This window comes from Flaviramulus basaltis (assembly GCF_900114265.1).
Taxonomy (GTDB): Bacteria; Bacteroidota; Bacteroidia; order Flavobacteriales; family Flavobacteriaceae; genus Flaviramulus; species Flaviramulus basaltis.
In genome coordinates this window covers 214,650-235,693 of the sequence record NZ_FPKV01000002.1, presented here as the reverse complement: position 1 = coordinate 235,693, position 21,044 = coordinate 214,650, and the positions used below count along the sequence as shown (strand labels likewise).

General features: G+C 29.7%; 21 protein-coding genes. 9 read left to right on the top strand and 12 right to left on the bottom strand.

The genetic code is table 11. The annotated features are described in order from the left end of the window. Nucleotides 1–41 precede the first annotated feature (41 nt). Both BT151_RS07735 and BT151_RS07730 read right to left on the bottom strand, forming a co-directional pair. A complete protein-coding gene (locus BT151_RS07735; RefSeq protein WP_072401229.1) occupies nt 42–731 on the bottom strand; it encodes a hypothetical protein in 690 nt (229 codons plus the stop codon). Nucleotides 732–808: 77 nt separating this feature from the next. Continuing rightward, the gene (locus BT151_RS07730; protein WP_072401228.1) at nt 809–1,255 is read right to left on the bottom strand and encodes a hypothetical protein; all 447 of its coding nucleotides are present in this window, start codon (nt 1,253–1,255) and stop codon (nt 809–811) included. Between the two features lie 431 nt (nt 1,256–1,686). Here BT151_RS07730 and BT151_RS07725 point away from each other — a divergent pair, with 431 nt between their 5' ends. Beyond that, nucleotides 1,687–2,787 (top strand): DUF3667 domain-containing protein, encoded by a 1,101-nt coding sequence (locus BT151_RS07725; RefSeq protein ID WP_072401227.1) that lies wholly within the window; start codon nt 1,687–1,689, stop codon nt 2,785–2,787. A 14-nt stretch (nt 2,788–2,801) separates the two neighbouring features. On the opposite strand, the gene uvrA is transcribed toward BT151_RS07725, so the two are convergent. Then, on the bottom strand, nt 2,802–5,597 hold the full coding sequence (gene uvrA, locus BT151_RS07720) for an excinuclease ABC subunit UvrA (RefSeq protein WP_072401226.1): 2,796 nt from the start codon (nt 5,595–5,597) through the stop codon (nt 2,802–2,804). A 237-nt stretch (nt 5,598–5,834) separates the two neighbouring features. Between uvrA and BT151_RS07715 the strand changes: the two genes are divergently transcribed. After that, complete coding sequence (locus BT151_RS07715) at nt 5,835–6,419, top strand: RNA polymerase sigma factor (RefSeq protein ID WP_072401225.1); 585 nt, start codon at nt 5,835–5,837, stop codon at nt 6,417–6,419. A gap of 238 nt (nt 6,420–6,657) precedes the next feature. On the opposite strand, the gene BT151_RS07710 is transcribed toward BT151_RS07715, so the two are convergent. After that, nucleotides 6,658–7,317, bottom strand: coding sequence for an endonuclease III domain-containing protein (locus BT151_RS07710; RefSeq protein ID WP_072401224.1), 660 nt, complete (start codon nt 7,315–7,317; stop codon nt 6,658–6,660). 35 nt (nt 7,318–7,352) lie between these two features. Here BT151_RS07710 and bcp point away from each other — a divergent pair, with 35 nt between their 5' ends. Further along, nucleotides 7,353–7,802: a thioredoxin-dependent thiol peroxidase gene (gene bcp / locus BT151_RS07705; protein ID WP_072401223.1), complete on the top strand. Its 450-nt coding sequence runs from the start codon at nt 7,353–7,355 to the stop codon at nt 7,800–7,802. 33 nt (nt 7,803–7,835) lie between these two features. Here bcp and BT151_RS07700 read toward each other — a convergent pair whose 3' ends face one another. Continuing rightward, the gene (locus BT151_RS07700; RefSeq protein WP_072401222.1) at nt 7,836–9,311 is read right to left on the bottom strand and encodes a nicotinate-nucleotide adenylyltransferase; all 1,476 of its coding nucleotides are present in this window, start codon (nt 9,309–9,311) and stop codon (nt 7,836–7,838) included. A 95-nt stretch (nt 9,312–9,406) separates the two neighbouring features. Here BT151_RS07700 and BT151_RS07695 point away from each other — a divergent pair, with 95 nt between their 5' ends. Next, on the top strand, nt 9,407–10,168 hold the full coding sequence (locus BT151_RS07695; protein WP_072401221.1) for an MBL fold metallo-hydrolase: 762 nt from the start codon (nt 9,407–9,409) through the stop codon (nt 10,166–10,168). A gap of 12 nt (nt 10,169–10,180) precedes the next feature. Next, entirely contained in the window at nt 10,181–10,681 is a 501-nt protein-coding gene (locus BT151_RS07690; RefSeq protein ID WP_072401220.1) for a hydrolase, read from the top strand. A gap of 3 nt (nt 10,682–10,684) precedes the next feature. Here the strand turns inward: BT151_RS07690 and BT151_RS07685 are convergent, their stop codons facing one another. Both BT151_RS07685 and BT151_RS07680 read right to left on the bottom strand, forming a co-directional pair. Then, nucleotides 10,685–11,053 carry a DNA topoisomerase IV gene (locus tag BT151_RS07685; protein WP_072401219.1) on the bottom strand — a complete coding sequence of 123 codons (369 nt, stop codon included), beginning with the start codon at nt 11,051–11,053 and terminating at the stop codon, nt 10,685–10,687. Between the two features lie 38 nt (nt 11,054–11,091). Then, a complete protein-coding gene (locus BT151_RS07680; RefSeq protein ID WP_072401218.1) occupies nt 11,092–11,460 on the bottom strand; it encodes a helix-turn-helix domain-containing protein in 369 nt (122 codons plus the stop codon). 291 nt (nt 11,461–11,751) lie between these two features. Here BT151_RS07680 and BT151_RS07675 point away from each other — a divergent pair, with 291 nt between their 5' ends. Beyond that, nucleotides 11,752–12,897 carry a M14 family metallopeptidase gene (locus BT151_RS07675; protein ID WP_072401217.1) on the top strand — a complete coding sequence of 382 codons (1,146 nt, stop codon included), beginning with the start codon at nt 11,752–11,754 and terminating at the stop codon, nt 12,895–12,897. A 70-nt stretch (nt 12,898–12,967) separates the two neighbouring features. Beyond that, nucleotides 12,968–13,447 carry an Lrp/AsnC family transcriptional regulator gene (locus BT151_RS07670; protein ID WP_072401216.1) on the top strand — a complete coding sequence of 160 codons (480 nt, stop codon included), beginning with the start codon at nt 12,968–12,970 and terminating at the stop codon, nt 13,445–13,447. Between the two features lie 92 nt (nt 13,448–13,539). On the opposite strand, the gene BT151_RS07665 is transcribed toward BT151_RS07670, so the two are convergent. Continuing rightward, nucleotides 13,540–14,823: a nucleotide sugar dehydrogenase gene (locus BT151_RS07665; RefSeq protein WP_072401215.1), complete on the bottom strand. Its 1,284-nt coding sequence runs from the start codon at nt 14,821–14,823 to the stop codon at nt 13,540–13,542. A 16-nt stretch (nt 14,824–14,839) separates the two neighbouring features. Further along, nucleotides 14,840–15,838, bottom strand: a complete 999-nt coding sequence (locus tag BT151_RS07660) for an SDR family oxidoreductase (RefSeq protein WP_072401214.1) — start codon at nt 15,836–15,838, stop codon at nt 14,840–14,842. Nucleotides 15,839–16,261: 423 nt separating this feature from the next. Between BT151_RS07660 and BT151_RS07655 the strand changes: the two genes are divergently transcribed. Continuing rightward, complete coding sequence (locus BT151_RS07655; RefSeq protein WP_245794758.1) at nt 16,262–16,978, top strand: polysaccharide biosynthesis/export family protein; 717 nt, start codon at nt 16,262–16,264, stop codon at nt 16,976–16,978. Nucleotides 16,979–17,040: 62 nt separating this feature from the next. On the opposite strand, the gene aroB is transcribed toward BT151_RS07655, so the two are convergent. Then, nucleotides 17,041–18,108 (bottom strand): 3-dehydroquinate synthase, encoded by a 1,068-nt coding sequence (aroB, locus tag BT151_RS07650; protein ID WP_072401212.1) that lies wholly within the window; start codon nt 18,106–18,108, stop codon nt 17,041–17,043. Between the two features lie 92 nt (nt 18,109–18,200). Here aroB and BT151_RS07645 point away from each other — a divergent pair, with 92 nt between their 5' ends. Further along, entirely contained in the window at nt 18,201–19,376 is a 1,176-nt protein-coding gene (locus tag BT151_RS07645; protein ID WP_072401211.1) for a proline dehydrogenase family protein, read from the top strand. 15 nt (nt 19,377–19,391) lie between these two features. On the opposite strand, the gene BT151_RS07640 is transcribed toward BT151_RS07645, so the two are convergent. Beyond that, a complete protein-coding gene (locus BT151_RS07640) occupies nt 19,392–19,763 on the bottom strand; it encodes a hypothetical protein (RefSeq protein ID WP_072401210.1) in 372 nt (123 codons plus the stop codon). A gap of 37 nt (nt 19,764–19,800) precedes the next feature. Beyond that, nucleotides 19,801–21,000 carry an alanine dehydrogenase gene (locus BT151_RS07635; RefSeq protein WP_072401209.1) on the bottom strand — a complete coding sequence of 400 codons (1,200 nt, stop codon included), beginning with the start codon at nt 20,998–21,000 and terminating at the stop codon, nt 19,801–19,803. Nucleotides 21,001–21,044 lie beyond the last annotated feature (44 nt).

Genomic DNA, 21,044 nt, shown 5'->3' with positions numbered 1-21,044 from the left:
AGGTTTTCATCTCAAACTAATAAATAATTAATCTCAAAAAATTATCTTTTGTTCTTTTTTTGTGTTTTTACTTTACCATTTTGTTTGTAATAGTAGTAGTTGTCATCATTATCATAATGGTTATTATCTCTATCGTAATTTGGTCTAACATCATAATGCGTATTACGGTTATTCCAGTTTACATAACCTCTGGTACTAACAATTTCACCCCAACGGTTGTAATTAACTTTTAATCCTCCTATTTGGGTTACTACAGCGTTCTTACCTCTACTATAGTTTATAAATACAGAACCTGCACGAGTAATGTTTCCGTATCTGTCGTAATTTAAAAACACGTTACCAATACGTCTTACTTTACCATCTCTATCGCGAATAATAGAAACACCTCTATCAGCACGATTGCTACTAAATTGGATGTTCACGTTTGGTCCACGATATGTGGCGTTTACACTTCCTCTTTTAGAGTTGTTTTTATAGAATACATCATCGTCATAATATCCAGAATCTGTATTAAATGCATTTGAAGTATTGTTATTGGTGTTAAAATCAAAACTTCCATCGGGGAAAATTAAAAACTCAATACCGCGCTCCATAAATGTAATGGGTTGTGCATAACGGTAGCGTTTTGTAATATCTAAATGATTGTCTTGTTTTTGGTTGTTTTGTTCTGTTGCTGATGCAGCTGTTAATCCTATTAACAAACCTGCAAATAAAAGTAATGTTCTTTTCATAATTAAAGGATTTTACATTTTGCCTACTCTTTAGCTTTTCGGCTTTCGCTATAACTGTTAAGATTTATTCTATTATACTAGTTATACTCATTGTAAACATGAAGGGATTTCATTATCTCTTCATAAAATAAAATGGCTCTTGTCAAGTTATTGGTATCAGAATAGGGTAGTATTGTTTTTTGAAACTCAATAGTATTTTCTACGTAAGTGTCTGTATTTTCATGTTGGTTTTCAAGTGCCTTTCTGTTTTCTTTGCTGTTTGGTATTCCTAAGGTAGTCATCGTTATTCCAGGTTTCGTAGCAAAGGCTATGTAAGGCATTGTATTAGTAAGAACTGTTATTCTTTCTATATATAAATCTAACAATTCACCTTTTTGCATTTTTTCTAGTTCATCACTATCATAATACTTTTTTATAGTGACTTTGTTGTTTATAATATTTTTTGCATCATCTTTTTTTTGAGCAAAACTTAGAGATGTAATTAAAATAAAGCAAATACTAAGCAGAGTAATTTTTGTTTTCATGATTCGGGTTTTTATATTTTGCCTACTCTTTAGCTTTTCGGCTTTCGCTATTGCTTAATGGTTTTCAATTTGCGTGCCAAAAATTTAAATACTTGATTTTTAGTTGTTTAATTTGTTTTATTGTTTTGAATACAGAAAAAAATGCAAAGATTGAACTGATAATATATTTTTTAAATGTAATGAGATGTCTCAATCGTTCCTTTTTCGACATGACACTAGAGAATGTTATTTCAACATGATTAAGAGTGTAATTTTGTGTTTTGTAGTCATTTCGAACGCAGGAAGAAATCACATAAAGAAAAGAAGAAGCTATCAATTATTGTTTTGATATAACGATACTTCAACTACGCTAAGCATAAACGGTTTCTCTAAATAATGACTTTTAGGTTATTTATAAAAAATTACTACTTTTATAGAAACCAATCAACTTAATGGAAAATCAATTAGAAACTTGTAAAAATTGTGAACAACAATTTGAGGAAGACTTTAAGTTTTGTCCACATTGTGGGCAACAAGCAAAAGACAAACTAACAGTTAAAGTGCTGTTTTATAATACTATTAGTAACTATTTTTCTTTTGATGCACGCTTTTTTAAAAGCTTTTTCCCTTTATTATTTAAACCAGGTTATTTAGCAGGCAAATTTGTACAAGGTAAACGCTTGTTATATTTACATCCTGCACAAATGTATTTGTTTATTACCGTTGTGTTTTTCTTTTTGTTTTCTTTTATACAGCGTAAGCAAGTACAAAGCTTAGATGAAAGTCTTGCAAGAACCTTAAAACACGAAAAAATAGCCGATACGATTACAAATGATTTTGTTAAAGATTCCATTAATGCTGTTAAGTTAGCAAAGCGAAAAAAAGAAGATTCTATAGCTAGGACCGAAGTTCGAAAAGCTTTAGAGAATAATAAGTTTATTCATGGTTTTAATGATGCTAAAATTGATTCGTTAGTTAATGCTGAGGATTTTAGAAAAAATGATGGAATGGATTTTGATTTTAATGAAGAGTCAATAGATTCTTTAATAGCCGCAGATGCTCCAGATAAAGTTATTTATAAAGAAATGGGAATGGATACTGATGCTGGAGCTTTTAAAAGACGTTTATATGCTCAAGCATTAAAATTTTATAAATCTAGAAGTGGAGGAAGTATTTTACAAGCATTTTATGATACGATACCTATTGCTATGTTTTTCTTGTTACCAATATTTGCATTACTATTAAAGTTATTTTATAGAAAACGAGGCAGTTTTGCTAATCATTTAGTGTTTAGCTTTTATTATTTTTCGTTTTTATTTACTGTATTTAGTATTGTAATTGGTATTAATTTTATTTGGGATATTCCAGGTTGGATTAATTTACTTATAACGCTTTCTACTTTTGTCTATTTGCTATTAGCATTAAAGCGTTTTTACCAACAAGGTATGTTTAAAAGTTTTTTTAAGGGAAGTATAATTACCTTTTTGTTTCTATCTTTTGTAGCGCCTTTAACAGCTACAATTCTAGGTGTATTTGCCTTTTTGTTTTATTAAGATTGAAGTGTATATTATAATTTATCTTTTAAATACTTTCCAGTTTCAGATGCTTCAATTTTAATAATATCTTCTGGTGTTCCAACTGCGACTAGATTTCCTCCAGTTTCACCGCCCGTTGGACCTAAATCTATAATATAATCGGCACATTTAATAAGCTCTAAATTGTGCTCTACTACTATAATAGAATGCCCGTTTTCAATTAACGCATTAAACGATTTTAATAGCTTTTGAATATCATGAAAGTGTAAACCTGTAGTAGGTTCATCAAAAATAAATAGAGCTTTATCTTTATTGTTTCCTTTTCCTAAAAAAGAAGCTAGTTTAATACGTTGCGCTTCACCACCGGAAAGGGTAGAAGAGCTTTGACCTAAAGTCACATAACCTAAACCAACATCTTGAAGTGGTTGTAGTTTTGTTTTTATTTTAGTTTGTTTATTAGTTTCAAAAAAAGCAATAGCATCATCAATGGTAAGGTTTAGTATATCATCAATGTTTTTATCTGCAAACGTTACTTCTAAAACCTCTTTTTTAAAGCGTTTTCCTTTACAAGTTTCGCATTCTAAATGCACATCTGCCATAAATTGCATTTCAATGGTTACTTCACCTTCACCTTTGCAAGTCTCACAACGTCCGCCATCTACATTAAAACTAAAATGCTTTGGTTGATAATTTCTTATGGCACTCAGTTTTTGCTTAGAAAAGAGCGCACGAATATCATCATAAGCTTTAATATAAGTCACCGGATTAGAACGCGATGAACGCCCAATTGGGTTTTGATCCACAAATTCAATATGCTTTACGTTGCTATAGTCACCCTCTAAAGATGTGAATTGACCGGGTTTATCTCCAAAATCTGTTAGCTTTTTTTGTAATGCAGGATGTAATATTTTTTTAACTAATGTACTTTTTCCACTACCAGAAACACCTGTTATAACGGTTAGCATACCTAAAGGAAAACGAACATCAATATTTTTAAGATTGTTTTCGCGTGCACCTAAAACATCAACATAATATTTTGATGTTCTACGTTTTTTAGGTATTTCTATCTTTAATTTTTCATTAAGATATTGAGCTGTTAAGGAATCTGAAGCCAAAATATCATTATAATCACCTTGTGCTACAACATGTCCGCCAAATGTTCCTGCTTCTGGTCCAATATCAATAATGCTGTCGGCAGCTTTCATAATATCTTCATCATGCTCAACAACAATAACCGTATTTCCTAAATCGCGTAATTGTTTTAAAACCAAAATTAAACGTTCGGTATCTTTTGGGTGCAAACCAATGCTAGGTTCGTCTAAAATATACATAGAGCCTACCAAGCTACTACCTAAAGAAGTTGCGAGGTTAATTCGCTGACTTTCTCCACCAGATAAGGTATTAGACTTCCTGTTTAAGGTTAAATAATCTAAACCAACATTTGCTAAAAATGATAAACGGTTATTAATTTCTTTTAATAATCTATTAGCAATTTGTGTGTCGTAATCGTTTAATTCTAATTGTATAAAAAAGTTTGCCAATTTATTAAGAGGCATTTCTACCAAATCGGTAATAGTTGCTCCAGCAATTTTAACGTAATTAGCTTCAACACGTAATCGTTTACCATTACAAGCTTTACATTTTGTTTTTCCGCGATAACGAGAAAGCATTACACGGTTTTGAATTTTATACGCTTTAGCTTCTAACTCTGCAAAAAATGAATTTAGACCTTCAAAATATTGATTACCGTCCCAAATAAGTTGTTTTTGAGCCTCACTTAATTCAAAATAAGGTTTATGAACAGGAAAATCGAATTTATGAGAGTTATTAATCAGTTGATCTTTGTACCAGCTCATGCTTTCACCTCGCCAAGGAAAAATGGCGCTTTCATAAACAGATAGTGCTGTATTTGGAATAACTAAATCGTCGTCAATACCAATAATATCTCCATATCCTTCACATTTTGGACAAGCACCATAAGGATTGTTAAAGCTGAATAAATGAACGTTTGGCTCTAGAAAATTAATACCATCTAATTCAAATTTATTACTAAAATGCCTTGGCTTATGAGTTGAAGAATCATTACCTAATGATTCGATAATACATTCGCCTTTACCTTCAAAAAAAGCGGTTTGTACCGCATCAGCTAAACGATTGAAAAAATCTTCTTCATCTTTAATAATAATTCTATCTACAACTAATAGAATAGTATCTTTTTTGTTGATATTGCTAACTTCATCAATTCTTACAACATCATTATTCAATTTTATTCTAGCATAACCTTGCTGTTGTAATGTTTGAATTTTATCTTCAATAGTTCGTCCTTCTTCTAAATAAATAGGAGCGAGTAGTAGTAGTTTTTCTCTTTCAAGAAATGTTTTTAAGTAATTTAAAACATCGGTTACAGTATCTTTTTTTACTTCATTATTAGAAACAGGCGAGTAGGTTCTACCAATTCTTGCAAAAAGAAGTTTTAAATAATCATAAATCTCGGTAGTTGTACCAACAGTAGAACGAGGATTAGTTGAATTCACTTTTTGCTCAATAGCAATTGCTGGAGCAATACCTTTTATATAATCTACTTTGGGTTTATTTAATCGTCCTAAAAATTGGCGTGCGTAACTTGATAAGCTTTCAACATAGCGTCTTTGCCCTTCAGCGTAAAGTGTATCAAAAGCTAAGCTAGACTTGCCAGAGCCCGATAAACCTGTAATAACCACTAATTTATTTCGTGGTATAACAACATCAATATTTTTTAAATTATGCAGTTTTGCACCTTTAATAATGATGTTTTCTTTTGGATTTACGTCAGAAATACTAGTGTTCATAGGCTTTTAAGGGAAATAAAGAAACAAAGATACTATAAGTAGTTCAGCTTAAAAAATACTTAATTGTTTTAATACTAGATAAAAAAAAGGACTATTTTTTGTTTTTTAGGAATGATTGTTGTTATATTTGAATCCATAAACAACTATTAATTAAACTCTCGCCTATAGCAGAACATTACTTTTAAACATTTAACCCCAAGCAAAGAAGCCCTCTTCTATGCATTAAAAGTAATTATTATGCAAAACGAAATTATTTCAGATGCTACTCTAGTTAGCAACTACATTAAAGGAGATGAAGGTGCTTTAGAAACACTTATTATTAGGCACAAACAAAAAATTTACAGTTTTATTTATTCAAAAGTATATGATAGAGATCTTGCAGAAGATATTTTTCAAGATACTTTTATTAAAGTTATACGTACCTTAAAACGTGGTGCTTATAATGAAGAAGGTAAATTTTTACCATGGGTTATGCGTATTTCGCATAATTTGGTGATTGATTACTTTAGGAAAAATAATAGAATGCCAAAATTTGATAATGCTGGCGAGTTTAGTATTTTTTCTGTATTGAGTGACACGAGTTTAAATGCTGAAAAAAGCATTATTAAAGAACAAGTTGAAAATGATGTAAGGCGCCTAGTTGATGAGTTACCTGAAGATCAAAAAGAAGTATTATTAATGCGTATTTATAATGACATGAGTTTTAAAGAAATATCAGATAGAACAGGTGTTAGTATTAATACAGCATTAGGACGTATGCGTTATGCATTAATTAATTTGCGAAAAATAATTGATAAGCACAATATAGTTTTAACAAATTAATATACAATAAAGTAATTTTTGCTGCGTTATTGATTTAAATAAATCCTTAACATTATATAATGGCAAAACTTTACTCTGAGAAAAAATCTTTAAAAAATTTAAACGAACTAGAACCGAGAGAAGAAACGGTTAATTTTCTTCTAAGTTATTCAAAGGCTTTAAGTGTTATAAATTGTAATAAATTGAAGTTTGAAGCGCTTCTAAATTAAGTTTCAGAAAGTCCTAATATATTAAAGTATTAGGACTTTTTTATTTTTTGATAATCATTTAAAACAGATTGTCTTCCTATTGTACTAGTTATAACATCTTTCTCTAAACTCCAACCTCTTGCAGGAGAGTATTCTCTACCATACCAAATAATTTGAAGATGTAAATCATTCCATAATTCTTTTGGGAATAATCTTTTAGCATCTTTTTCAGTTTGTACCACATTTTTACCATTGCTTAAATTCCATCTATACATTAATCTTTGTATATGTGTGTCTACAGGAAATGCCGGAACACCAAAAGCCTGAGACATCACAACACTTGCTGTTTTGTGTCCTACTGCAGGAAGTTCTTCTAAAGCTTCAAAACTTTGCGGAACTTCTCCATTATGCTTTTCAATTAGTATTTTTGATAAACCATAAATGCCTTTGCTTTTCATAGGAGATAATCCACAAGGTCTAATTATTTCTTTAATTTCTTCTACTGTTAGTTTAACCATATCATATGGATTGTTAGCTTTAGCAAATAACAGCGGTGTGATTTTATTTACCCGAACATCTGTACATTGTGCGGAAAGTAAAACAGCAACTAATAATGTGTATGGGTCTTTATGATCTAACGGAATTGGAATTTCTGGATATAATTTATTTAAGGTATTTATAACAAAGTTTACCTTCTCTTTTTTAGTCATTAATCGTATTTTTGTTAAAAATCAAAGTTAAGACTATGAACACATTAAAACAAGGTGATACAGTTCCTAATTTTTCTGTAAAAGACGAACAAGGAAACACTGTTTCTTTAAGCGATTATAAAGGCAAAAAATTAATCGTATTTTTTTATCCAAAAGCAAGTACACCAGGTTGTACAGCTGAAGCCTGTAATTTAAGAGATAATTATAAAGCTTTGCAAGAGCAAGGCTATGAGTTATTGGGAGTAAGTGCAGATTCTGAAAAAAGACAAGCTAATTTTAAAAGTAAATATGAATTTCCTTTTCCGTTATTGGCAGATGAAGACAAAACGGTTATAAATGCTTTTGGTGTTTGGGGACCAAAAAAGTTTATGGGTAGAGAATATGATGGTATTCATAGAATGACTTTTTTAATAGATGGAAACGGTGTTGTTGAACGTGTTATTGATAAGGTGAAAACGAAAGATCACGCTGCGCAAATATTATAAAAAAAAGAGGCTATTTAAAATAGCCTCTTTTTTTTATCCTTTAGGAATATTTCTTTTCCTACTTAATGTTAAAGGTTTTCTAGTGTAACCAAACAACCTATAATCTTTAATTAAATCTGCGGTGCCTTCTGGAACCATATCTTCCCAGCCACGTTCTCCTTCAGAAATCATTTTAAGTATTTCTCTAGAAAAAATATTCATGATACTTTTGTCGTAATCTTCAATATCTATAACTTTTCCATTGTATTTAAAGAATTTGTATAATTCTTTCATACGCGGATAGACTTTTAGATTTTCGCTAGTCATTAATTCTCCTGTATTAGGATCCAGCATTGGATATAAGTAAACTTTTAAGTCTTTGAAGAATAATTTTCCAAAGGCTTCAAGAATACCACCACTTATATGACGGTAATATTTTTCATCAAAAATATCAACCAAATTGTTAACGCCCATTGCTAATCCCATTCTAGCCTTAGTATATTTAGAAAAATACTCTACAACTTTAAAATATTCTTGAAAATTAGAAATCATTACAGATTGCCCTAGTGAGCATAATAAATCTGCTCTATCAATAAAATCTTGTTCGTCAATTTCTCCTTCGGCTCTTAAATTAGATAAGGTAATTTCAAAAACAACAACGGTTTTATCTTTATCAACCTTATTTTCTTTAATAAACATATCGTATGATTTCTCATACATAGCCATGTTTACTTTAGTAACTGGTCTAAAACTTCCACGAAGCGCTAAGATATTTTTCTTATAAAACACTTTAGCAGGAAGTACATTTGTTCCGTCAGGTCCAAACATTACGGCATCCGTCATACCATTTTTAACCAATTGCAAACTCATTAATCGGTTGTCTATGTTTTTAAAAACAGGTCCCGAAAAATTTATAGTATCAATTTCTACTTGGTCTTTATCTAAATGATCGTAGAGGTAACGAAGTAGTTTTTTTGGTTCGTTGTATTTATAAAACGCTCCATAAATTAAATTAGTTCCTAAAATACCAAGTGTTTCTTGTTGTAAACGTGCATCGGTTTCTTTAAAACGAACGTGTAAAATAATTTCGTTATAGTCTCCTTTTGCTTCAACTTGATATTTAATTCCAACCCAACCATGACCTTTAAATTGTTTAGCAAAGTCAATGGTAGCAACAGTATTAGCGTAAGTAAAAAATATTTTATTTGGATTTTTTTCGCGAGTTAACCTATTTTCCATGAGGTTCATTTCATGAGTAAGCATCTTGCGTAAACGTGCTTCAGTCACATAACGGCCATCATCTTCGGCACCATAAATAGCATCACTAAAATCTTTATCGTAAGCAGACATTGCTTTCGCAATAGTACCAGAAGCACCACCAGCTCTAAAAAAATGTCGGCAAGTTTCTTGTCCTGCACCAATTTCAGCAAATGACCCGTAAATATTTTCGTTTAAATTTATGCGGAGTGCTTTTGATTTTAAGGATGGGATATCATCAAATTCTTTATCTCCCTTTATGGTAATTTCCATACATATATAGGTTATAGCTTATATGCACAAAGGTATTAAATAAGTAAAGCAAACAAAAAAATAAGCTTATTTTTGTACTAAACTTTACTAATAAATTGAAAATCACTTTTCTTGGCACTGGCACTTCACAAGGTATTCCAATTATTGGAAGCCAACATCCTGTTTGTTTGAGTAAAAACCCAAAAGATAAACGCTTGCGTGTCTCTGTTTTAGTTGAATGGGAGGATTACACTTATGTGATAGATTGTGGTCCAGATTTTAGATACCAAATGCTAAGAGCAGAGTGTAATAAAATTGATGGGATTTTATTTACGCACGAACATTCTGATCATGTTTTAGGGTTTGATGATATTAGACCTTTTTATTATAAACAAGGTGATATTCCAATTTATGCTCACAAAAGGGTTTTGAAGGAATTACGTAAAAGGTTTGATTATGTTTTTGAAACTGAAAACAAATATCCAGGAGCTCCTACAGTTATTACAAATAAAATTAAAAATAAGCCATTTAAGTTAAAAAACTTGGAAGTAATTCCTGTAAGTGGAAAACATGCCGAATTGCAAGTTTTTGGTTTTAGATTTAATGACTTTGCTTATTTAACTGATATGAAAACTCTTAAAGAGAAAGAAGTTGATAAAATTAAAAATGTAAAAGTATTGGTGGTTAATGCACTGCGAGTAGAACCGCATCGGTCGCATTTTAATTTGGAAGAAGCCTTAAAATTCATAAAAAAAGTAAATCCTGAAATCGCCTACTTAACTCACATAAGTCATTTATTAGGCTTTCATGAAGAAGTAGAAAAAACATTGCCAGAAAATGTATTTTTGGCCTATGATGGTTTGCAAATAACAATTTAAATTTTAGAAAAAATGAAACAAAGAATTTTTATGTACCTGTTTGTGTTTTCAATACTGCTAGTTATATTTCAGTATGTAAATTCAAAACGTGTGTTTGAAGACATGGATAACAAATTAAATGGATATAAAGAGCAGGTAGTAAAATATAAAGATTCTGTATTGGTTTTGCAAAAAGATATTGCTGATGTGTCTCACTTTAATCTAGAACGAAATGAAGATGCGATTAGTTACTTTGAAAGAGATGGTTATAATGTTGATGAGTTAATTCCGTTTATAAAAGATGAACTTTATAAATTAAACGAGGTAAAAGGACAACATCCAATTGTACCTTATGCTGCATGTGAAGGAAGAAAAATACTTATTAATACCGTGAAAATGTTAAACCACAAATGGATAATTGCCGATTTTTCTGATGGTGAATTTTGGGGAGAGATTTTTTTAACTTATCAAATTACAGAAGACAAACAGCTTAAATTCAATTTAGTTGAATCCTTTTTATATCCTTTTGATTAGTTTTTATTTTACTCTGTAAGCAATACCTTTTTGTTTTTTTATTTCGCCCACATATGAGTATTCGTAAGTATATGATGAATCTGTTGTAGTTAAAATTTTTAAATGAATATCTTTTTGTTCAGCCATGTTTTTTGGGTTGATTGTTTTGAAAACAACTTCACAATCATTTATCCATCTTAATTGCGATGAATCCGTTTTTTTATTATAAATCTCTACCTGTAAATTTTTACTTCTAGAAAATGTGGATTTATATAAAACATCACCAATAATAACTTCACTATAAAATTCACCTGTTTTAAAGTCTTTACAGTTTCTTGTGGTTGAATAACAACTTAAAAGTGTTAGAAGTAATAATAAATAAAAAAATCTCATAGAATAATATTATGTAGCAAAGCTACTAAAGAAAATATTTAATTATTGAAATTTTTAAAACTTCCATCAGAATAAAAAATAACAATTCGTTCAATAGTCTTGTCTTTCGTTTCTTCAGTTCTAATTATTTCTTTTTCAAGAGGAGGAATGATTTCTTTTTTAACTTCCTCTGTTTTGTTAATGGAAGGAAATTCTCCCTTACCATTAAATAACCAATACAAATCAACTTCTGGAAAAGCAGATAATGTTTTTAAAATAAAATCCAAACTGGGTTTATTTCTACCAGATAAAATATGTGAAATACTTGAGCGCTGAACACCAATTTTTTCAGCAAAAGAAGAGGCAGATTCACCGTAGTAATCTATTACTGTTTGTAGTCTTTTAATAAAATCTTCAGTGTTTATCATTGTAAATAACTATTGTAGTCCTTAATTGTTACAAATGTAACAATTTAACTATAAATACAATACTTTATTATGCGTAAATCATTATTATAGCTAAATAAAAACTTTAAATATATGTATTTAAATCATTGAATATGTGTATTTAGTAATTGTTTTTATAGGTATTGGTTTTTTTATGTATCAAAAAGGGCTTTTTGATATTGTTTCTGTATAACATTGTAAACAAATTTGAATTATTTCTTGTTTACAATTGTAAATTAGTAATTGTTTACATTTGTGACATAACTAAATAACATGCAAATAGAAGAAATTAAATCACTGTTTTTAAAGCATAAGGAAACCAGCTTATTTCATCGGTATATTACCAATAACCATATTGAACCTTTATTAAACAACTTTAAAAATTATTTAAGTTTAGAAACAATTGGAGCTTCAGTTTTGAAAAAACCTATCTATGGTTTAAAAATTGGGAACGGAAAAAAAAGAATTTTAATGTGGTCTCAAATGCATGGAAACGAATCAACCACAACTAAAGCTTTATTTGACCTATTAAACACCTTTTTAGATGAGAATGAAGAAGTAAAAAACATATTGGATGCTTGTACTTTGTATATTATTCCAATACTAAGTCCAGATGGCGCTGAAGCTTATACACGAATTAACGCAAATCAAGTTGATTTAAATAGAGATGCACAAGACTTAACGCAGCCTGAAAGTAAGGTTTTGAAAAAGGTTTTTGAAACGTTTAAACCTCATTTTTGTTATAACCTTCATGGACAACGAACTATTTTTAGCGCCGGTAAAACTAATAAACCAGCTACAGTATCATTTTTGGCTCCTGCTCAAGATTTAGCCTGCGCTATAACGCCTAATAGAAAGGTTGCTATGGAAGTTATTGGAGTCATGAATGAAGCATTACAATCAATCATTCCTAATCAAGTAGGGGTGTATGATGATGCATTTAATTTAAATTGCGTTGGAGATACTTTTCAAAGCGAAAATGTGCCAACTATATTATTTGAAGCTGGTCATTTTAGTAATGATTACGGTCGTGAGAAAACACGTGAGCTTATTTATGCGTCATACATTACTTCATTAAATTATATATCAAGTAAAGATGTAACTGGCGATAATTATGAGACATACTTTAAAATACCAGAAAATGACAAGTGCTTTTTAGATATAATTATTAGAAATACAAGAATAAATGATGATTTTTTGGATATAGGAATTCAATACCAAGAGAAGTTAATTGATAATAAAATAGAATTCATCCCAAAAGTTGATAGAATTGAAAAATTAGACGCGTTTTTTGGACATAAGGAAATAGAAGCTAATGGTTTTGAAGTGTTTAATAATGAGGGGCGTTTGTTGGAAGTTAATAACGAAAACGTTTTCGTAATAATAAATAATGAAAAAATATCATTATTATCGAAATAAAACGTATCATTTATGAGTTATTTTTAATAAAAATGTATTAATTTTGCTTTATATTTAAGAATAGTTAATTATGGGGAAAATTAAATTAGACGAAATAGATCATCAAATTCTTGACATGTTAATTGATAACACAAGAATTCCATTTACTGATATTGCTAAAAAATTATTGATATCTGCAGGTACAGTGCATGTGCGTGTTAAAAAAATGGAGGAATCAGGTATTATTAAAGGTTCTTCATTGATGTTAGATTATAAAAAACTTGGGTATTCATTTATTGCTTATGTTGGTGTGTATTTAAATAACACTTCTCAAACTAAATTTGTTTTAGAGCGCATAAATGAAATAGCTTTTGTTACTGTAGCTCATATAACTACAGGGAAATTTAATATTTTCTGTAAAATTAGAGCTAGAAGCACAGAGCACGCTAAAGAGGTTATTTTTATGCTTGATGATATCGAAGGTGTTTATAGAACAGAAACTATGATTTCTTTAGAAGAGAGCATTAATGATAAAAAACGATTGATGCATTCTATTTTTAATGATATGTAAATTTTTAAAGAAGATACAATATTAAAAAATCCCTTATAATTAAGGGATTTTTTCTTTTTAATATGTTTTGTTTGCGACAATTCATTTAATGTTTAAAGTCTACCATCTACTTTTTCCTTAAGTACACCTTTAACATCATATAAAATACCATTTGGTTTTATAAGTGTTGTTTTATAATTATTTTTCAGAAAATCTTTATGTGCAACAGCTAAAACAACTGCATCATATTTGTCTTTAGGCAATTCTTTTGTTGTTTTTAGGTTGTATTCTTGATTTACTTCCTCAGGATTTGCCCAAGGATCATATATAGTTACATTGGTGCCATAAGTTTTTAGCTGATTAATAACATCTACAACTTTCGTGTTTCTAACATCTGGACAGTTTTCTTTAAATGTTATACCTAAAACCAAAATTTCTGCACCATTTATAGGAATATCTTTTTGTGCCATTAGTTTAATAACTTCAGAAGCAACATATAATCCCATTCCATCATTTACACGCCGACCAGCTAAAATAATTTCTGGGTGATAACCAACTTCTAGTGCTTTTTGAGCTAAGTAATAAGGGTCTACACCAATGCAATGTCCGCCTACTAATCCAGGTTTAAAAGGAAGGAAATTCCATTTTGTTCCTGCAGCTTCTAAAACAGAATATATATCAATATTCATTAGATTAAATATTTTGGCTAGTTCATTAACGAAGGCAATATTGATGTCGCGTTGTGAGTTTTCAATAACTTTTGCTGCTTCTGCTACTTTAATTGTAGGAGCTAAGTATGTACCTGCTGTTATTACACTAGCATACAAATCATCAACTTTTTTACCTGTTTCAGGAGTTGAACCTGCTGTAACTTTTAATATTTTATCAATGGTATGTAGTTTGTCACCTGGATTGATTCGCTCAGGAGAATAACCTGCAAAAAAATCCTCATTGAATATTAATCCACTAATTTTTTCTAATATAGGAACACATTCATCTTCAGTTACTCCAGGGTAAACTGTAGATTCATAGATTACAATATCACCCTTTTTTAAAACCTTTGCTACAGTTTCGCTAGATTTATAAAGAGGAGTTAAATTTGGTTTATTATTTTTATCAATAGGAGTAGGGACGGTAACAATGTAATAGTTACAACCTCGAATATCTTCTATTGATGAAGAACAAAATAATCCTAAATCCTCATTAGTGTTGTTTTTTAAAACAGCTTGTAAAACCTTTGATTCGACTTCTAAAGTTGAATCGTTACCTTTTAATAACTCATTTATTCTTTTCGTATTAATATCAAAACCAACAACAGGATATTTAGTTGCAAAAAGCCTTGCTAACGGTAAACCTACATAACCTAAGCCTATAATAGCAATTTTAATGTTTTTCATTGTTTTATTATGTAGCTTATTTTAAATTTTCCCAATACCATTTTATAGCTTCATTTAATCCGCTACTAATATCATACTTTGGATTATAATTTAATAATTTTTTTGCTTTAGCTATAGAAGCTAAAGAGTGGGGAATATCTCCAATTCTATTTTCTTTGTGTTTTATTTCAATATTTTTTATAGAACTATCAAATTCTGATAAATATTCTTTTAATAAATTAGTTAATTCAATTAAAGTAGTTCTTTTTCCGTAAGCTACGTTATACACTGTATTTAATGCTTCTTTATTATCTATTGTTAATGCATTAATATTCATTTGAACAACATTATCAATGTATGTGAAATCTCTTGAATAACTTCCGTCACCATTAATTATAGGCGATTCATGATTTATAAATTGCTGTACAAATTTAGGTATTACTGCTGCGTAAGCACCATCAGGATCTTGTCGTTTACCAAAAACATTGAAATATCTTAATCCAATGGTATCTAAATTATAAGTTGAATGAAAAATATCTGCGTATAATTCATTTACATATTTTGTAATGGCGTAAGGAGATAGAGGTTTTCCAATAGTATCCTCTACTTTAGGTAGGGCTTGATGGTCTCCATAAGTTGAAGAGCTTGCTGCATATATGAAACGTTCTACTTTAGCATCTCTAGCTGCTACTAGCATATTTAAAAAACCAGTTACATTAACTTCACTTGTTGTAATAGGATCAATTATAGATCTTGGTACCGATCCTAAAGCTGCTTCGTGTAACACATAATCTGAATTAGAGCATGCTTTTTTACAATCTTCAAGGTTTCTGATATCTCCTTTTATTAATTTGAAATTCGATTTTTCTAGAAAAGGTTCTATGTTATTAAGCTTTCCAGTTGAAAAATTATCTAAACAAACAACAGATATGCCATGATTTAGTAATTCTTCACATAGATTAGACCCTATAAATCCTGCGCCACCAGTTATTAAAACTCTTTTTCCCTTTAATATGCTTAATTGTTGCTTGTTCATTTGAATTTAGAAGCTATTTAACTAATAGCAAATATCAAAAAATAATTTATAAATGATGAGATTGTGTTCTATTTTAAAAAAATAACATAGAATTTTTATTGACCTATTTCAACTAGACCTGAAAAAGTAATGTAAATGCTAGTATTTTGAATAGCTTAATTATTCAAAATTAGGTTAATGTAGTTAACCGATTTTAACTACTCTTTTAGCGAAATAAATATGCAGTATCATCGTTACTTCAAAACAATTGTTAAATTTACCTTGAAGAAAGCGTGAATTAATTATATGGTTATATAATGTTGTTAAAACATATATTATATAGAAAACCCCAAACCTATGTTAAATAATTATTTAAAATCTAATTTTACTTTTATTAATATACAAGTATTTAAATCTCTTTTTGTATTTATATTACTTAGCATTATGATAACCTCCTGTGTATCTAAACAAGAAGTAGTCTATTTTCAAAATGCTAAAGATTTTGAAACAATTGTTGATACTGATACTTTTAAAGCTAAATTGAAAGTTGGTGATGTTTTAAGTATATATGTTTCCACTATAGATCCTTTAGTAACAAAGCCTTATAATTTGGTCATGGATACTGGTGCACAAGGTCAGTTGGTAGATTACCTAATTGATGTTGATGGAAATATTGACTATCCTGTATTAGGAAAAATTAAATTAATTGGATTAACAGTTGATGAAGCTAAAGAGCTATTTAAAAATAAATTCGAGGATGGTAACCTTTTAAAAAAACCAGTTATAATTATTAGAATCACGAATTTTAGAGTAACAGTTGAAGGGGCTGTATCAAGTCCAGGAGTCTATCAAGTTTCAGGTGAAAGAATATCTATATTAGAAGCGCTTGCTATGGCAGGAGGATTAACAATTAAAGGCAGAAGAGATAATGTGCTAATCGTTAGAGATTTCAATGGAACAAAAACGTATTCGAGAGTAGATTTAACTAATAAAGAGATTTTTAATTCCCCAGTATATTACTTAACTCAGAATGATTATGTTTATGTTGAACCAAATAATTCTGCAATTAGTGGTGCTTCAGGAGATTCAAGAATTAATACGATTATAACTATAACCTCTTTCCTTTTAACTACAGCTCTTATATTTGTAACAAGAAATTAAAATACTAGTGCTTCTAAATAGATATTATATTTTAATAAGTTTAATATAGGAATTGAATAAAACTAATTCTCATAAAACTTAAATGCATTAATTATAATATTCTCTTCAACTATACAGTCAATTTTTGGTTTACCGATTTCTTCTAGTAAAACAAAATTTACATTTCCATGATTATTCTTCTTGTCGTACTTAAGTAATTCAATTATGGTTGAATATTCACTTTCATCTATATTTACTTTTCCATAATAATTAATTAATAAATCTTTAATATCTAATGTTGTTTGCTTTGGAAAGGCAAGTAATTCAGTAGAAATATAACTAGCTAAAATCATTCCAATTGCAATGGCTTCACCATGTAGTAATACAGTTTTGTTTTCACTGCTTAAGAAATATGATTCTATTGCATGTCCAAGCGTATGTCCAAAATTTAATGTTTTTCGCAAACCATTTTCATAGGGATCCTCTTCAACAACATGTTTTTTTATCATAACGGATTCATGAATCAATTCATCTAAATCATTTAATGATAATTGAGATAAATCTTTAAAATTACTCCAATAGCTTTCACCGGTTATTAAACCATGTTTAAGCATTTCTGCTAATCCAGAACGCATTTGGTTTTTAGGTAATGTTTCTAAAAAATTTGTATCTATTAAAACAAGATTGGGATTACTTATAACACCAATTTGGTTTTTTAAACTACCTAAATCTACTCCTGTTTTTCCTCCAACAGATGCATCAACCATAGATAGTAGAGAGGTAGGAACATTAATGTAAGCAATACCACGCTTAAAGGTACAAGCTACAAAGCCTCCCATATCTGTTATTACACCTCCACCTATGTTTATCATCAAACTCTTTCTGTCTGCATCCAATTCAGAAAGCGTATTCCAAATTCCAACACAGGTATCAATAGTTTTGTTAATTTCACCAGATTCTATTTCTATAATTTCTATGGTAATAGTAGTTTCTAGCTTTTCTAAAAACTGAGCTAAACAATATTGATGTGTGTTTTCATCTACTAAAATAAATATTTTAGAAAAATTATGTTCACTAACATGCTTATTTAAAGAGTTATAGCAGTTTTCATTGAAATGAATGATACTATCATTTGCTGTAATAGAATCCATAAGATAATTGTTGTTTTTGAGTGTGTGAAATTAAGGAGATTTTATATAAAATGATAACTTAGCTATAATTATATTTACCAAAATTTTTTTGAATGAATACCGATTTAATATTTGATAATACAGAAATTGCTTTTTCACTTAAAAGCGATTCTGAATTAGAACGTGCTTATTTTTTATTTAAAATGATTTCTATTGAGCCTTTGGTTAAAATAGGAACAGCGGCTACAAATTTTGCTATTAAGGCACACTTACCTATTGAAGGACTTATTAGATCAACTGTTTTTGATCACTTCTGTGGCGGTGTTAATGAAGAAGATTGTTTACCTGTCATTGAAAAAGTTTACAGTAAAGGTGTAAGTTCTGTTTTAGATTATTCAGTTGAAGGTAAGGCGAATGAAAAAGAATTTGATTCAGCTAGAAATATGATTGTAAAAATCATTGCATTTGCCAAAGATAATGATGCAATACCTATTGCTGTTTTTAAACCTACAGCTTTTGGACGATCCTATTTATACAAAAAACTAGGAAAAAGCGAAGTGCTGACAACCGAAGAACAAGATGAATGGAGTAGAGTAGTGCAACGATTTGATGACGTTTGTGTTAAAGCAAAAAAATATGATGTTGCAGTTTTAATTGATGCCGAAGAAAGCTGGACACAAGATGCAGCTGATGAACTTGTTACTGATTTGATGGCAAAGTATAACACTGAAAAAGCAATAGTATTTAATACTTTGCAGATGTATAGGCATGATAGGCAAGCTTTTTTAGAAGAAGAACACAAAAAAGCAAAAGAAGGTAATTATTTTCTTGGCTATAAATTAGTGCGCGGAGCTTATATGGAGAAAGAAAATGATAGAGCAGAAGAAAAAGGGTACGCTTCACCAATTTGTGAAAGTAAATTTGCTACAGATCAAAACTTCAATAATTCTTTACATTACATTATGAATAATTTAGATTGTATATCATTGTTTGCGGGTACTCACAATGAAGATAGTTCTTATTTGCTAATGCGCTTAATGAATGAAAAAGGACTAGAAAACAACGATTCACGAATTTGGTTTGGTCAATTATACGGTATGAGCGATCACATAAGTTTTAACTTAGCTCATAAAGGATATAATGTTGCAAAATATATGCCTTTTGGCCCTGTTAGAGATGTTATGCCTTATTTAATAAGGAGAGCTGAAGAAAACACATCAGTTGCGGGACAAACTGGAAGAGAATTAGCACTTTTAACTAAGGAAAAAAAACGAAGAAAACATTTATAAAATTGTGGAATTATATTATTCTATTTTTAAATTAAGAATAGTGGCAATACTATCACAGTTTTCAATAGTTAGTATAATTTCTTTTTCATCAAGTGAGCCTTCAACAATATAAACTCCACATGGTTTTTTTCTAGTTTCACTATTAGAAAAATTTATATCCCCTTTTTTTAAAACAGTTTGTATTTCTAAAGAATCTATAGTTTTATTTGATAAATAATCATTTACGATATCACTGTAAATAATTTTTTTAGAATTGATGTTTTTTAAAACCCTAGCATCAGGGCCATAACTACAAGATGTTTTTTTTCCGTTTAAGAAAAAGGCTAATATTATTAATCCAAGAGAAAAACCGCCGAGATAATAACCGATACGTTGTATAAGTTTCATTTAAAAAATTTGGATGTAATTAGAAGGTATTATTCAATTAAAATATTAGCAAATTTACATCACTATAATTTAAGTCGAACCATTCACCAACAGATTTACTAGTTAAAATTCCGTGGTAAAAATACAATCCATTTTTTAAACCTCTATCAAATCTAAGAGAATTTTCTATACCACCATCTTCAGCAATTTTTAGTAAATATGGTGTAAAAATATTACTTATTGAAACTGAAGACGTTCGAGGATATCTAGCTGGGATATTAGGCACACAATAATGCACTACATCATGTTTTATAAAAGTTGGTTGTTTGTGTGTAGTAACTTCGCTAGTTTCAAAACAACCACCCATATCTATACTTACATCTATAATTATAGCTCCTTTTTTCATGAATTCCACCATGGTTTCGGAAACTACAATAGGAGATCGATTAGCGCCTCTTACAGCACCAATAACTACATCACAACGTTTTAAGGCCTTATTTAAGTTTTTTGGTTGAATAGTAGATGTAAAAATTGGACGCCCCAAATGTGTTTGTATAGACCTTAATTTTGTGATTGAATTATCAAAAACTTTAACATTTGCACCTAGCCCAATAGCGCTTCTTGCTGCAAATTCACCAACAGTTCCAGCACCTAATATTACGACTTCTATAGGAGGAACACCACTAATGTTACCAAACATTAATCCATTTCCGTTTTTAGTATCAGATAATAATTCAGAGGCAATTAAAACGGATGCTGTTCCTGCTATTTCACTTAAAGACTTAACCGCTGGGTAAGACCCGTCTGTATCTCTAATAAATTCAAAAGCCAATGCAGTTATTCGTTTTGAAGCTAATGCCTCAAAATATTTTTTTGTTTGTGTTTTTATTTGAAGAGCTGAAATTAATATGGTTTGTGGATTAATAAGTTTAATTTGTTCTAAACTTGGTGGTTCAACCTTAAGAATCATTGGGCAAGAAAATACTTTAGCAGTATCTTTTGTTATTTCTGCTCCAGCTTCACTATAATCTTTATCACTAAAATTTGCACCATCACCAGCTCCAGATTCAAGTAATACTCTATGTCCATTACTAACTAAAGCATATACAGCATCTGGTGTTAAACAAACGCGCTTTTCTTGAAAGGCTGTTTCTTTTGGTATACCTATAAATAATTCTCCTTTTTTCTTAAATATTTCAAGAGTTTCCTCTTGTGGCAGTAGTTGTTGCTTAGTAAAAGGTGAAAGCGATTTGGACATAGTTGGTTTAATTTATAAAAATCAAATTACAAATAAATTTTCTA

What these genes read in the sequence shown, in the direction of transcription:
- BT151_RS07735 (WP_072401229.1), bottom strand. Translation starts at nt 731, where the DNA reads ATGAAAAGAACATTACTTTTATTTGCAGGTTTGTTAATAGGATTAACA.
- BT151_RS07730 (WP_072401228.1), bottom strand. Translation starts at nt 1,255, where the DNA reads ATGAAAACAAAAATTACTCTGCTTAGTATTTGCTTTATTTTAATTACA.
- BT151_RS07725 (WP_072401227.1), top strand. Translation starts at nt 1,687, where the DNA reads ATGGAAAATCAATTAGAAACTTGTAAAAATTGTGAACAACAATTTGAG.
- uvrA (WP_072401226.1), bottom strand. Translation starts at nt 5,597, where the DNA reads ATGAACACTAGTATTTCTGACGTAAATCCAAAAGAAAACATCATTATT.
- BT151_RS07715 (WP_072401225.1), top strand. Translation starts at nt 5,835, where the DNA reads ATGCAAAACGAAATTATTTCAGATGCTACTCTAGTTAGCAACTACATT.
- BT151_RS07710 (WP_072401224.1), bottom strand. Translation starts at nt 7,317, where the DNA reads ATGACTAAAAAAGAGAAGGTAAACTTTGTTATAAATACCTTAAATAAA.
- bcp (WP_072401223.1), top strand. Translation starts at nt 7,353, where the DNA reads ATGAACACATTAAAACAAGGTGATACAGTTCCTAATTTTTCTGTAAAA.
- BT151_RS07700 (WP_072401222.1), bottom strand. Translation starts at nt 9,311, where the DNA reads ATGGAAATTACCATAAAGGGAGATAAAGAATTTGATGATATCCCATCC.
- BT151_RS07690 (WP_072401220.1), top strand. Translation starts at nt 10,181, where the DNA reads ATGAAACAAAGAATTTTTATGTACCTGTTTGTGTTTTCAATACTGCTA.
- BT151_RS07685 (WP_072401219.1), bottom strand. Translation starts at nt 11,053, where the DNA reads ATGAGATTTTTTTATTTATTATTACTTCTAACACTTTTAAGTTGTTAT.
- BT151_RS07680 (WP_072401218.1), bottom strand. Translation starts at nt 11,460, where the DNA reads ATGATAAACACTGAAGATTTTATTAAAAGACTACAAACAGTAATAGAT.
- BT151_RS07675 (WP_072401217.1), top strand. Translation starts at nt 11,752, where the DNA reads ATGCAAATAGAAGAAATTAAATCACTGTTTTTAAAGCATAAGGAAACC.
- BT151_RS07670 (WP_072401216.1), top strand. Translation starts at nt 12,968, where the DNA reads ATGGGGAAAATTAAATTAGACGAAATAGATCATCAAATTCTTGACATG.
- BT151_RS07665 (WP_072401215.1), bottom strand. Translation starts at nt 14,823, where the DNA reads ATGAAAAACATTAAAATTGCTATTATAGGCTTAGGTTATGTAGGTTTA.
- BT151_RS07660 (WP_072401214.1), bottom strand. Translation starts at nt 15,838, where the DNA reads ATGAACAAGCAACAATTAAGCATATTAAAGGGAAAAAGAGTTTTAATA.
- BT151_RS07655 (WP_245794758.1), top strand. Translation starts at nt 16,262, where the DNA reads ATGATAACCTCCTGTGTATCTAAACAAGAAGTAGTCTATTTTCAAAAT.
- aroB (WP_072401212.1), bottom strand. Translation starts at nt 18,108, where the DNA reads ATGGATTCTATTACAGCAAATGATAGTATCATTCATTTCAATGAAAAC.
- BT151_RS07645 (WP_072401211.1), top strand. Translation starts at nt 18,201, where the DNA reads ATGAATACCGATTTAATATTTGATAATACAGAAATTGCTTTTTCACTT.
- BT151_RS07640 (WP_072401210.1), bottom strand. Translation starts at nt 19,763, where the DNA reads ATGAAACTTATACAACGTATCGGTTATTATCTCGGCGGTTTTTCTCTT.
- BT151_RS07635 (WP_072401209.1), bottom strand. Translation starts at nt 21,000, where the DNA reads ATGTCCAAATCGCTTTCACCTTTTACTAAGCAACAACTACTGCCACAA.